Annotated in this window: 10 protein-coding genes; 7 read left to right on the forward strand and 3 right to left on the reverse strand. The window is 48.0% G+C overall.

Going from position 1 to position 12936, the window contains the following annotated elements; all coding sequences use genetic code 11:
* The first annotated feature begins 120 nt into the window (after positions 1-120).
* The 7 genes from ASG33_RS02460 (at position 121) to ASG33_RS02490 (ending at position 10754) form a co-directional block, all read left to right on the forward strand.
* Positions 121-1596, forward strand: a complete 1476-nt coding sequence (locus ASG33_RS02460) for an aldehyde dehydrogenase (NADP(+)) (protein ID WP_056279901.1) — start codon at positions 121-123, stop codon at positions 1594-1596.
* A 126-nt stretch (positions 1597-1722) separates the two neighbouring features.
* Positions 1723-2724, forward strand: coding sequence for a 4-hydroxyproline epimerase (locus tag ASG33_RS02465; protein WP_056279903.1), 1002 nt, complete (start codon positions 1723-1725; stop codon positions 2722-2724).
* An 82-nt stretch (positions 2725-2806) separates the two neighbouring features.
* A complete protein-coding gene (locus ASG33_RS02470) occupies positions 2807-4138 on the forward strand; it encodes an FAD-binding oxidoreductase (protein WP_082489067.1) in 1332 nt (443 codons plus the stop codon).
* A gap of 329 nt (positions 4139-4467) precedes the next feature.
* Positions 4468-6123, forward strand: coding sequence for a DUF885 family protein (locus tag ASG33_RS02475; protein WP_409012506.1), 1656 nt, complete (start codon positions 4468-4470; stop codon positions 6121-6123).
* Between the two features lie 49 nt (positions 6124-6172).
* Positions 6173-7615 carry an APC family permease gene (locus ASG33_RS02480; RefSeq protein WP_056279907.1) on the forward strand — a complete coding sequence of 481 codons (1443 nt, stop codon included), beginning with the start codon at positions 6173-6175 and terminating at the stop codon, positions 7613-7615.
* Between the two features lie 5 nt (positions 7616-7620).
* Positions 7621-9174 (forward strand): M20/M25/M40 family metallo-hydrolase, encoded by a 1554-nt coding sequence (locus tag ASG33_RS02485; protein WP_056279909.1) that lies wholly within the window; start codon positions 7621-7623, stop codon positions 9172-9174.
* A gap of 17 nt (positions 9175-9191) precedes the next feature.
* Positions 9192-10754: a M61 family metallopeptidase gene (locus ASG33_RS02490; protein WP_082489068.1), complete on the forward strand. Its 1563-nt coding sequence runs from the start codon at positions 9192-9194 to the stop codon at positions 10752-10754.
* Positions 10755-10759: 5 nt separating this feature from the next.
* On the opposite strand, the gene ASG33_RS02495 is transcribed toward ASG33_RS02490, so the two are convergent.
* The 3 genes from ASG33_RS02495 to ASG33_RS02505 form a co-directional block, all read right to left on the reverse strand.
* Positions 10760-11161, reverse strand: coding sequence for a type II toxin-antitoxin system VapC family toxin (locus ASG33_RS02495; RefSeq protein WP_082489069.1), 402 nt, complete (start codon positions 11159-11161; stop codon positions 10760-10762).
* Complete coding sequence (locus tag ASG33_RS02500) at positions 11158-11388, reverse strand: hypothetical protein (RefSeq protein ID WP_056279915.1); 231 nt, start codon at positions 11386-11388, stop codon at positions 11158-11160. Before ASG33_RS02500 ends, ASG33_RS02495 begins: the two co-directional genes overlap by 4 nt.
* A gap of 76 nt (positions 11389-11464) precedes the next feature.
* A complete protein-coding gene (locus ASG33_RS02505; RefSeq protein WP_056279917.1) occupies positions 11465-12847 on the reverse strand; it encodes an aminopeptidase P family protein in 1383 nt (460 codons plus the stop codon).
* Positions 12848-12936: the final 89 nt, after the last annotated feature.

Below are 12936 nucleotides of genomic sequence, written 5' to 3' on the forward strand. Positions count from 1 at the left end.
CCTAGTGACGAAACATCGGTGACAAGGCTAGCAGAGGGGACTTTTCTAGATAAAATGTAGTTTTGGAAAATAAGGACTCCGCAGGAGCCGCCTTTTCAAGCCACATCAAAATATATCAAAATGAACACATTCCAGAAAACGCTAGAAAACCTGTTGCAAATAACACAGCAAGCCTTCCTAGAAATACAAAAATATCCGATAGCCCGCCGCATTCAGCTAATGCGCACGATCGCCGACGAGATTGAAGCACTTGGCCCCGAGCTGATACAAACTGCCCGTGAAGAGTCGAATTTGCCGGAGGCGAGACTGACAGGCGAAAAAGCCAGGACGATCTTCCAGTGGAGAAGCTACGCAGAAGCGCTTGAAAAAGGGTACAGCCTGGACGCAAGCATTGATACTGCCAATCCGGACAGAACTCCGCCCAAGCCTGACATCCGTAAAACCAATGTAGCGCTCGGTCCGGTAGCTGTTTTCGGGGCAAGCAATTTCCCGTTTGCATTTTCAACGGCAGGTGGAGATACTGCCAGCGCGATCGCAGCCGGATGTCCGGTCGTGGTAAAAGCGCATCCCGGGCATCCGAAAACGTCGCAAATGATGGCTGACGCGATATCGCGGGCAGTTGAAAAGAGTGGTTTTCCTGCCGGTACGTTTTCTCATATCTTTTGCGAGACCAATGAGGAGGCGCAGGCATTGGTAACACACCCGGTGATCAAAGCAGTTGGATTTACAGGTTCAAACCGCGGCGGTCTGGCGTTGGTGGAAGCAGCAAGCAAGCGTGCGGAGCCCATTCCTGTGTTTGCCGAAATGGGAAGTATCAATCCTGTTTTTCTGTTTTCGGGAAAATTGCAGACAGCAGCGGCAGAACTGGCGAAGCAATATGCAGGCTCATTAACACTAGGTGTTGGTCAGTTTTGTACCAATCCCGGTCTGGTAATCGCTGAGCAGGGCGCTGGTTTAGATCAGTTTGTAGAGAGTTTGAATGAAGAAATATTGAAAGCCCTGCCTGCTCCGATGCTCAATGCGGGCATTGCGAAGGGTTATACAAGCAACCGTGAAAAGGTAACCGGGCTGAATGGTGTGCAGATCCTGTCTGCTGCTACCGCCGAAGCCGAAGAAGGTTACGGAGCAGCGACAGTCGCTACCGTTTCCGGTGTAGACTTCCTGATCAATGACGAGCTGCAAACCGAAGTTTTTGGTCCGTTCGCATTGATCGTTCAATGCAAAGACGCGAGTGAAGTACTGGCAGTAGCCGAAAAGTTGCACGGTCAGCTTACCGCTACCTTACTCGCGACAAATGAAGATCTGGCACAAAATCCTGAACTGATCAGTGTGATCCGGAATAAGTGCGGAAGGATCATTTTCAACAATTTCCCAACCGGCGTGGAAGTATGCAAATCCATGCACCACGGCGGCCCGTTCCCATCTTCAAGCATCAGCCAGTTCACGTCCGTTGGTCCGGATTCGATCAAACGTTTCACAAAACCATTGAGCTACCAGAACTGGCCCGACGAACTGTTGCCCGAAGAATTGCAAAACGCTAATCCCCTGGGAATATGGCGGACGGTGAATAATGAGGTGACGAGGGAGGCGGTTTAAATACTTCGGCTGTCGGCTTTCGGCTGTCAGCTTTTAGGTACCTCGGCTATTAAGCGGGGTATCTAGTTTTATTAAAATTAAAAAAAGGCCGAAAGCCGACAGCCGAAAGCCGAAGTAATCATAACAATGCGCAAAACTTTTTTTTGTATCGACGCTCATACCTGCGGCAACCCGGTTCGCGTAGTCGCTGGCGGCGGTCCTTTGCTGAATGGGAATAGTATGATGGAGCGCAGGCTTCATTTTCTGAAAGAATTTGACTGGATCCGTAAAGGGCTGATGTTTGAGCCGCGCGGTCACGATATGATGAGTGGGAGCATTCTGTACCCGCCTGTTGATCCTGCCAATGACATTGGCGTGTTGTATATTGAGACGAGCGGCTGTCTGCCTATGTGCGGCCACGGCACGATTGGTACAGTAACTATTGCCATTCAGGAAGGATTGGTAACGCCCAAAGTACCGGGAAAGCTGCGGCTGGAAACACCTGCCGGATTGGTGTTGGTGGAATATAAGCAGGAAGGCAAAAGAGTAACTTCTGTCAAGCTGGTTAATATCAAGTCTTTTCTGGCAGCCGAGAACCTCACAGTGGAATGCCCTGACCTGGGGACATTGACGGTTGACGTTTCTTACGGAGGTAACTTCTACGCGATCGTCGATCCGCAGGAGAATTTCAAAGGTTTGGAAGATTACACCGCCGATCAACTGATCAGCTGGTCACGCGTGCTACGCAAGCGCCTGAACGAACAATACACCTTTGTTCACCCCGAAAATGAGCATATCAATGGACTGAGCCACATACTTTGGTCAGGCGCAGTGATCGATCCGACTTCGACAGCCAGAAATGCCGTTTTCTATGGAGATAAAGCCATTGACCGCTCGCCGTGCGGAACAGGGACTTCTGCAAGAATGGCCCAGTGGCACGCAAAAGGCAAGCTCAAAAAAGGCGACAAATTCATCCACGAAAGCATTATCGGTTCCAAATTCACCGGAACTGTGGAAGACGAAGTAACAATAGGCAACAAACCCGCGATCATACCAGGAATCGAAGGCTGGGCCGTAGTAACAGGCTACAACAACATTTTCATCGACGACGAAGAAGATCCGTACGCGTATGGGTTTCAGGTTATTTGATGAAGCTGTTGGTTTTACTTCGGCAGTCGGCAGTCGGCAGTCGGCAGTCAGCTTTTTGATTTAGCATAACAATAAAGACACCATGTCAACTTCCTCAACACAAACCATCAATCCGACAAGCACCCACGAAAGGCCGACAGCTGACAGCCGACAGCCGACAGCCAAAAAAGGCACCACGCTAATCATCGGCGGAGGCATTATGGGGCTGGCTTCGGCTTATTATTTACAGAAAAGTGGCTGGAATGTGACTTTGCTCGATAAAGGGGATCTAAGCGACAACTGCTCACATGGAAATGCGGGTATGATCGTGCCGAGCCACTTTATTCCGCTTGCTGCACCCGGAATGGTTTCAAAAGGCATTAAATGGATGTTTGATAGCCGCAGCCCTTTTTATGTAAAACCTTCCCTGGATTTCTCTCTGATTTCATGGGGATTGAAATTTATGAAAAGCGCAACTCCCGCTAATGTAGAGCGGGCCGCGCCATACCTGCGCGATTACCATTTGCTCAGTAAGCAATTGTATGAAGAGCTCGCGAAAGAAGAAGGATTTGATTTCGGTCTTGAGGAAAAAGGTATATTAATGCTTTACAAAACCGAGAAAGCAGGTGAAGAAGAAATCCACGTGGGGAAAGATGCCCAAAAGCTTGGACTGGACGTGGAAATGCTTTCCAGAGAGCAGGTGCAAGCGATTGAGCCCGGCTTGAAGCTTGATGTAGCAGGTGCGGTGCATTACCATTGCGATGCGCATTTGTATCCGACTGCATTGTTTAATCAGCTTCTGAAATTTATCAAAGCAAAAGGTGCCAAAGTCGTGGCGAATGCAGAGGTAACCGGCTATTCCATTCAAAATGGAGAAATAAAGGCCGTTGAAACTTCGCAGGGTAAATACGAAGGTGATATCGTGGTGATGACGGGCGGTACCTGGCTGCCGCAGCTTGCGAAGCTCGCCGGACTTTCTATTCCCGTTATGCCTGGCAAGGGATATTCATTCATGCAGCCCAATGCAGCGCATCCGATTGTACATCCGGCTTTGTTGATCGAAGCCCGCGTTGCGGTGACGCCCATGAACGGACAAGTTCGCTTTGGCGGTACAATGGAGCTCGCTGCCGTGAATGACAAGATCAATATGAACCGGGTGGAAGGGATCGTGAATGCAATTCCGAAATACTACCCCGAGTTGAATGTAGCTGTACCTGCCAAAGAGAAAATATGGTTCGGTTTCCGCCCCTGCTCGCCAGACGGACTGCCTTACCTGGGATATAGCAAGAAACTGAAAAACCTGATCGTAGCAGGCGGCCACGGTATGATGGGGATCAGCCTCGGCCCGGCAACCGGCAAAGTAGTAGCAGAGCTGGCAGATAGAAGTGCTACTTCTGTAAGTACGGCGTTATACGATCCTGAGCGGTATAATTAAGCGTTGTGCATGTTGCTTCGACCGCAGCGGCGGCCGCTGCGCTCAGCATGACAAAGCATACTTAGTTTGCTATATGACTTTGTCACCCTGAGCGGAGTCGAAGGGAGGGCACAATGCGACTCGTACGTAGAACACCCAGTCGAGGCAAAAGGCACCACGCAACAATTATAGCCTATATAATTCCTAACCTTTAATATGTCACGCCCGTGGGAAAACTTTCCTATTACCTTCTTTTTGCGATAGTATTGACGGGCATTGCCAGCAATTCCTCAGCCCAAAAGTCAAAATTCAACCTTTACGAGCAAACCAGCGAGACGGCCGGGCTGGTGATGCAGTATGATGCGGATATTCAGGCGGTGCGTTCTTTTTACTCTCCTATGCTCGTTCGCGGTCGCGGGTTTGCGGCCCCTTCCTATGTATTGAACTCGCCCGAGCAGCGGAAAAGACTGACCGAAGTAGATAAGGATTATCTGGCCAGGCTTTCCAAGGTGGATTTTGATGCAATGAGCATTTACGGCAAGGTGGATTATATTTTGTTAAAAAGAAATATCGATGACCATCTGTTCAGCCTTGCGCAGGAAGAGAAGGAATACAGCCTCATTACGAAGTACATTCCCTTTGCAGACAAAATTTATGCATTGGAAAAACAGCGCAGGCGCGGGGCTACCGTAGAAGGACAGAAAGTAGCAGCCGAGCTTAATTCAGTTTTGAAAGAGGTAAATGCCGCTTCCGAATCCCTGAAAAAGGTTGACAATATCGATATGCCCCTCGCTACCCGCGCAGAAGACGCGATCAAGGGAATGGAGGAGCGGTTGAAAGGGGTTTATGACTTTTACAATGGTTATGACCCGATGTTTACCTGGTGGGTGCCGAAGCCTTACCAGGCTCTGGACAGTGCATTGACAGTTTATGCCAAATCGATCAAAAGCAAAGGCAAGCTCAATACCACGCAAAAAGAAGATAAAAGCGGCATTAAAGGAGTACCGATAGGTCGCGACGAGCTGATCAGGCAACTGGGTGTTGAGATGATCAGCTACACGCCGGAGGAGCTGATTGAGCTGGCTAACAAGGAATTTGCATGGTGCGACAAAGAATTGCTGAAAGCTTCGCAGGAAATGGGCTTTGGAAACGAGTGGCAAAAGGCACAGGAAAAGGTAAAAAACAGCTTTGTGCCGGAAGGCGAGCAGCCCGCATTGATCATGAAGCTCTACAACGATGCGAAGGAATTTATCACCAAAAACAACCTGTATCAATACCCGGAGATCGCTGATGAAACCTGGGGAATGCAGATGATGACACCAGAGCGCCAGCTGATCAATCCGTTCTTTCTCGGCGGCCGCGACATTATCATTTCCTATCCTACCAATACCATGAACCACGAGGACAAGCTCATGAGTATGCGCGGTAACAATCCTTATTTTTCACGCTCCACGGTTCACCACGAGCTGGTACCCGGTCACCACTTGCAGTATTACATGCGGAGCCGGTACAAGTCTTACCGCCAGGAATTCGGCACGCCGTTCTGGACGGAAGGCTGGGCTTTGTACTGGGAGCTGTTGCTGTATGACAAAGGTTTTGCCAAAACACCGGAAGAACGCATCGGGATGCTGTTCTGGCGAATGCACCGCTGCGCGCGCATTATCTTCTCGCTGAATTATCATCTCGGTAAATGGACACCGCAGGAATGCATCGATTTTCTGGTCGACAGGGTAGGGCACGAGCGGGCGAATGCGGAAGGCGAAGTGCGTCGCTCGTTTCAGGGTAATTACAGTCCATTGTACCAGATCGCCTATCTCATCGGCGGGTTGCAGATTTTCAGTCTTAAAAAGGAATTGGTAGACAGTGGTAGAATGACCTTCCAACAATTTCATGACGCTGTGATGAAGGAGAATAATATGCCGATCGAAATGCTCCGCGCGACGCTGACAAACCAGGCATTAAAGCGCGAATTCAAAACCCAATGGAAGTTTTATAGTTTCAAATAATATCGTAGCTTACATTTTGTATAAACCGCCCTTTAAAACCTAACCCTGTATGTTGCCTGAAACTCCTGTTGAAGAAAAAACCTCGTTCAAACCCTCGCTCGGCCTGATGGACGCTACCATGCTGGTAGCTGGCAGCATGATCGGTTCAGGGATTTTTATTGTAAGTGCGGATATCACAAGAAATACAGGAAGCGTAGGCTGGCTGATGTTTGTTTGGCTGATCACCGGCTTTATGACACTAACGGCCGCATTGAGCTACGGTGAGCTCAGCGCGATGTTTCCCAAAGCAGGCGGACAATATGTTTATCTCAAAGAAGCATATAATTCACTGATCGGGTTTTTGTACGGATGGAGTTTTTTTACAGTAATCCAAACCGCAACGATTGCGGCTGTGGCTGTGGCTTTTGCCAAATTTACGGCCTATCTGCTGCCGATGTTCAGTGAAGACCTGGTCGCATTTGATCTGGGTTTTATCAAGATTTCACCCGCGCAGTTACTCTCGCTCGTGCTCATTGTGCTGCTGACGTTTATTAATACACGTGGTGTAAATGGCGGCAAAATCATCCAGACCACATTCACGCTGACGAAGCTGCTGAGCTTGCTGGGACTGATCGTTTTCGGTCTGCTCTTTATGAAACCCGAGATATGGGCAGCCAACTGGGACTCTGCCACGATGTGGGACCTGCACAAGCTGAATATCGATGGCAGCATTGAATCCTATACAACCATAGCCGCATTCGGCGCGATAGCAGCTTCGATGGTTGGGTCTATTTTTAGCAGTGATTCGTGGAATAATGTAACTTTTATTGCTGGCGAGATCAAGAACCCACAACGTAACATCGGACTGAGCCTTGCATTGGGTACCATCATCGTTACTGTGATTTATCTTTTGACCAATGTAATGTACACCGGCGTTTTGTCTTTACAGGAAATTGCTTCTTCTGATAAAGACAGGGTTGCGGTAACTGCCTCCCACGTTATTTTCGGAAACGCAGGAACGATCATTATCGCGGTTATGATCATGATTTCGACGTTCGGCTGTAACAACGGACTGATTATGTCAGGTGCGCGCGTGTATTATTCCATGGCGAAGGACGGAATGTTTTTCAAGAAGGTCGGGACTTTAAACAAGAACTCGGTACCGGAATTTGGTCTCTGGATTCAATGCTTGATTGCCTGTTTATGGAGCCTGAGTGGAAAGTATGGTAACCTGCTGGATATGATCTCATTTGTGGTGGTAGTGTTCTATATGCTTACTATCATCGGAATATTTATATTGAGGAAGAAAATGCCGGATGTGCCTCGTCCGTATAAAGCATTCGGCTACCCGTTCCTGCCGATCATTTACATTGTCATGGGCGTAGCATTTTGCGTGCTTCTTATTATTTACAAACCAGAATACACCTGGCCGGGATTGATCATTGTGTTGCTTGGTATTCCGGTTTACTATTTCATCGGTAAAAAAGATATTACGACCACAGACATAGTTTAACACATATGAAATTCCCTCTTTATTCATTTCTGCTGTTTTTTCCCGGGCTGGCGATCGCTCAGGAAATGGACCAGGCAGCTATCGACAAAATCCGTAAGGAAGGTCTTGAAAACTCGAAAGTTGCCGAGATAGCCCATCAGCTGACGGACGTTTCCGGGCCTAGACTTACCAATTCTCCGGGCTTTCAGCGCGCGGCAGACTGGTCGGTAGGCGAGATGAAGAAATGGGGATTACAGAATGCGCGACTGGAAGAATGGGGCGAATTCGGAAAGGGTTGGCAGGTAGAAAAAAGTTACTTGGCAATGACCAAACCTTATTATATGCCGTTTATAGCTATCCCCAAAGCCTGGACTTCCGGGACTGCAGGGCTGATTAAAGGCGAGGTGGTTGTGGTAGATATTCAGAATGAAGAGGACCTGAAAAAGTATGCGGACGGAAAGCTCGACGGCAAGATCGTGCTGACAAAAGGAAATGCCAGCACAGACCCGAGCTTCACGCCCGATGCCAAACGTTATACAGCTGAGGATCTTGAGAAAATGACCAATTCTGTTCCATTTGGTCAGAACAACTTTACGCCCGAGCAAGCCGAACGAATGCGGACGATGCGCTCTTTCAGGAGCCGGGTCGACAGTACATTGAAGTCGCAGAAGGTTAAGCTGGAAATTGCCGGCCGCATGGGTAAGCACGGTACCTTCTTCACGAGCAATGGGGCTTCTTTTAAAGGGAATGCACCACTGGCCGGACCTGCATTTGAAGTAGCGCCTGAGCACGCGGGACTTGTTGCCCGGCTGGTGGAAGATGGTGTCCCGGTTACTTTGGAAGCTGAATCCGCTACTACTTTTTACGATAAAAAATTAACAACAGGCAATGTAATCGCCGAAATACCCGGTACTGATCCCAAGCTGAAAGACGAAATCGTCATGCTCGGCGGCCACCTTGATTCGTGGCACAGCGCTACCGGCGCGACGGACAATGCGGCGGGTTGCACGGTGATGATGGAAGCTGTCAGGATTTTGCAGGCGGCAGGTTTGAAGCCGCGCAGAACGATCAGGATCGCACTTTGGTCGGGTGAAGAGCAGGGTTTGTACGGATCACGTTTTTATGTGAAAAATACATTCGGCGATATGGAAACGATGAAGCTGCTGCCGGCGCACGAGAAACTGTCTGCTTACTACAACATTGATAACGGTACCGGCCGCATTCGTGGAATTTACCTGCAGGGCAATGAAGGCGCCCGCCCGATTTTTGACAAATGGCTGAATGCATTCTCTGATATCATTGATCACCCGACCGTTACTTCGCGCATTACCGGAGGTACGGACCACCTCGCATTTGATGCATTGGGCCTGCCGGGTTTCCAGTTTATTCAGGACGGAATTGAATACGGAACCCGCACGCACCATACCAACGCTGATACTTACGAGCGCCTGGTAATGGACGATCTGAAACAAATGGCAGTGGTAGTGGCTGCATTTGTGTACAATACCGCGCAAATGGATCAGAAAATTCCCAGAAAGCCGATGCCCGCGCCTCAGGCCCAGCCAGGAAGCAAGAGATAGCACCCAAATTTTTACCGATGAAGTTCTTAATCTGCTATTTTTCAATAGTGAGCAGCCTGGTTTTTGCCCGGGAGCCAATGAAATATGTTGTTTCAATGGAAGATCCGGCAAGCCACACTTTCCATGTAACACTCGATTATAAACCTGAAAAGTCGGACAGTTTAGTACTCAAAATGCCGGACTGGACACCGGGTTACTACCAGCTGATGAATTATGCTGATAATGTGGCGGAGTTTTCGGTTAAAGACTCAGATGGGAATGCGCTGGAATGGAAACGGTCAGGTAAAACGGGCTGGGTGATCCCGACAAAAGCTGTAAAGCGGCTTACTGTAGAATACGATGTGAAAACCACGCGCAAATTCGTTGCGACGAGCTATCTCGATGCGGAACACGGTTACATTACACCGGCAAGTGTGTTTATGTATGTGGATCAAAAAATCAAAACGCCCGCAGAAGTGACCATCGTGCCTTATAAAGAGTGGGACAGGGTGGCGACTGGCCTGGACTCCATTGCAAAAAAGCGTTTTTCCTACTCCGCTCCTGATTTTGATATTCTGTACGACAGCCCATTCCTGATCGGTAACCTCGAAGAATTACCTGCATTTGAAGTAAAGGGAATTCCGCACCGTTTTATCGGCTATAAGCTTGGGGAATTTGATAAGGCAAAATTAATGTCAGATATCAGGAAAATCGTTGAAAAAGCTTCCGCGCTGATCGGCGATATTCCTTATAAACATTACACGTTTATCGCGATTGGTCCCGGGCAGGGCGGGATTGAACATTTGAATTCAACCACAATCAGTTTCAGCGGCGAGCAGCTCAATGCGCGAGGCTGGGATGGAATGCTGGGTTTTATTACGCACGAGTATTTTCATCACTATAATGTAAAGAGAATCCGGCCTGTGGAGCTAGGCCCGTTTGACTATGAAAATGGCAGCCGCACAAATATGTTGTGGGTTTCGGAAGGATTGACGGTGTATTACGAGCCGCTGATCATGAAAGCAGCGGGGCTCTATACTACTGATAAAATGCTGGAATTTTTCAAAAACCAGATTTCGAATGTGGAAAACAAGCCTGGCAGACTTCATCAGTCACTCGCGCAGGCAAGTGCTCAAACCTGGTCAGATGGTCCGTTCGGGCGCACTGGCGATGAGGTGAATAAAACGATTTCGGTGTATCAGAAAGGTCCGGTTGTCGGGCTGCTATTTGACTTTGCGATCCGGCATGAAACCCAGAACAAGAAATCACTTGATAATGTAATGCGGAAGCTTTACAATGATTTTTACAAAAAGAAAAACCGCGGCTTCACCGAAAACGAACTCCGCGAAACCATCGCAAAAGTAGCCGGCAACCCGCTGGAAGAACTGTTCAGCTACATTTACACAACAGCCGAGCCAGACTACAAAAAGTACCTGGGCTACGCCGGGCTGGATATTGATACTAGTCCTAAAGAGATATCAGAAACAAAAGACGGAGTAACTGTAAAGCGGATTGAAAAAGCCTTCACCATAACACCAATGGACAACCCGACAGAATTGCAAAAGGCGATTTTTGCAGGATGGAGCAAGGGAGGGGAATGAAATGCTCAACTTATTGTCCAATCCTCCAATTGAATGTCCGATATTCTTTTGAAATGATTTGTATTGTTTGTTACCATTATCAATTGGTGTGTGACTGATGTTACACCAATTAACAAGTCAAAATCATCGAGTGGAATGCCTGCCTTTTGGAGACGCGCTTTCTCTTTGGCATACAGATCCAATGAATGAAAAATAGGAAGAATTTTTACCCCGGTTAGGAATTGTTCCAAAACCTGTCTGTTCTTCTCGGGTCTTTCACTTTTTTCGATGCCAAATTTCAGCTCCGCAAGCGTTATCTCTGATATGTAGCAATGTTCCTCTGCCAATTCTTCGAACTTCCTTTCCAGATTGAACTTGCCCTTCATATAGTAAATGGCAATATTCGTATCAATCAGATATTTCTTCAAAATGATTCGATTTCCCGAGTGGCAACTCTGCTGCTCTTGATTTCGTCAATAATTTCATCAGCAGTTTTCTTTGAATCAAATGCACCAAAAGCATTTCTGAATGCACTTTTCTTGTCTACAATATTCTGTTTTGCAGACGCGCTTAACTTGGATATAAGGTCAAGTTTTTCTTCCAGGCTAAGACTATCTAGTAGCCCGATGTAGCCATTTACCAGTGTGCTGTTCATATCCTGTGTTTTTTATCTTCAACCAAATTTAACCAAAATGTATTGAAATTTAGTCTTTTAAGGTTCAAGCCCCAAATCACCGCAACGCCTCCACTTCCGCTACTTCCTTCGGCAAATGCTTTCCTAAAATCCTGTTGCCCGTTTCCGTGATCAGAATGTTATCTTCAATGCGGATTCCGGTGAAGTCACGCAGCGTTTCCAGTTTGTTGTAATCCACAAAATCGGCCAGTTTGTTCTCGGCTTTCCAGCGGTCGATCAGGGTTGGGATTAAATAGAGCCCCGGCTCTACGGTTACCACAAAGCCAGGTTCCAGCGCGCGGCCCAGGCGCAGCGATTTCCAGCCGAATGTGGTTCCTTTTACCAGATCTTCGGTGTAACCTACATATTGTTCACCCAGGTTTTCCATATCATGTACATCCAGCCCGATCATGTGACCGAGCCCGCATTGGAAAAATAGGGTATGCACATCGTTTGTAACAGCTTCTTCCACATCGCCTTTGACTACACCCAGTAATTTCAGTCCTTCCAGCAGCTTCGTCGCTGCGAGCTTATGCACATCTTTAAACAAAATACCAGGCTGGCAAGCCGCAATGGCTGCATTCTGTGCATCCAACACGATCTGGTACATTTCCCTTTGCAGCGTTGAAAACTGCTTGCCCATTGGAATTGTGCGTGTCAAATCGCCGCAATAGCGCATAGCGGTTTCAGCTCCCGCATCGCATAAGCCCATTTGTCCTTCGCGCATTGCGAGATCACGCGTGTGCGTGTGTAAGATTTCGCCGTTTACGGTCAGGATAATCGGGTAAGAAATGTCGCCGCCAGCGCCAATTGCAATACTTTGCAGCTTGCCCGCCACTTCCTTTTCCGTCATGCCCGGACGCGTGTTCCGCATAAAATCCAGGTGCATATCCACAGAAGTATCTACCGCCTTTTCCATTTCAGCAATCTCCTCGGCAGTTTTGTAATTACGCATGGCCACTACGGCTTTGATCAATGTGACCGATGCCTTTTGAGCAGCTTCGGCAGGAGATATATGCAGCCATTCCTGTAGTTGCAGGTAGTGATCGCCGCGGTAAGGAGGCAGGAAATGAATGTTTTGTTTTTTATCCAAAGCATTCTTCAAAAAGCTTCTGATGGCGGAGAGCGACTTTACCTGCGTAATACCCGCTTTTGCGGCTTTTTCAGTAAGCGGCTCTTTCGGGCCAGTCCACACGATATCATCAATCGTGAGCTCGTTTCCGAAAATGATTTCCTGATCATTATCAATGTCAATTACCGCGTGAATGGACGCGATATCTAAACCGAAATAATAGAGAAAAGTGCTGTCCTGACGAAATGGATAAACATTATCACGATAGTTCATACCCGATTCCTCATTGCCGAGGAACAGGATCAGGCCACTTCCTACTTTCGATTTAAGCTGCTGGCGTCTCTGTATATAGGTTTCTTTGGAAAACATAATTTCTGAATTTAAATGCGGCACCCGCTGTGAATGCGTGCCCTGCTTGTTTGAGTTTGCAATATAATTTATAGCGCCGCCGCAACGTG

It is taken from the genome of Dyadobacter sp. Leaf189 (assembly GCF_001424405.1).
Lineage (GTDB): Bacteria > Bacteroidota > Bacteroidia > Cytophagales > Spirosomataceae > Dyadobacter.

Excerpts from the sequence above, each read along its gene's own strand:
- ASG33_RS02460 (WP_056279901.1), top strand. The coding sequence starts at position 121 with ATGAACACATTCCAGAAAACGCTAGAAAACCTGTTGCAAATAACACAG.
- ASG33_RS02500 (WP_056279915.1), bottom strand. The coding sequence starts at position 11,388 with ATGAACAGCACACTGGTAAATGGCTACATCGGGCTACTAGATAGTCTT.
- ASG33_RS02480 (WP_056279907.1), top strand. The coding sequence starts at position 6,173 with ATGTTGCCTGAAACTCCTGTTGAAGAAAAAACCTCGTTCAAACCCTCG.
- ASG33_RS02490 (WP_082489068.1), top strand. The coding sequence starts at position 9,192 with ATGAAGTTCTTAATCTGCTATTTTTCAATAGTGAGCAGCCTGGTTTTT.
- ASG33_RS02465 (WP_056279903.1), top strand. The coding sequence starts at position 1,723 with ATGCGCAAAACTTTTTTTTGTATCGACGCTCATACCTGCGGCAACCCG.
- ASG33_RS02505 (WP_056279917.1), bottom strand. The coding sequence starts at position 12,847 with ATGTTTTCCAAAGAAACCTATATACAGAGACGCCAGCAGCTTAAATCG.
- ASG33_RS02475 (WP_409012506.1), top strand. The coding sequence starts at position 4,468 with ATGCAGTATGATGCGGATATTCAGGCGGTGCGTTCTTTTTACTCTCCT.
- ASG33_RS02485 (WP_056279909.1), top strand. The coding sequence starts at position 7,621 with ATGAAATTCCCTCTTTATTCATTTCTGCTGTTTTTTCCCGGGCTGGCG.
- ASG33_RS02470 (WP_082489067.1), top strand. The coding sequence starts at position 2,807 with ATGTCAACTTCCTCAACACAAACCATCAATCCGACAAGCACCCACGAA.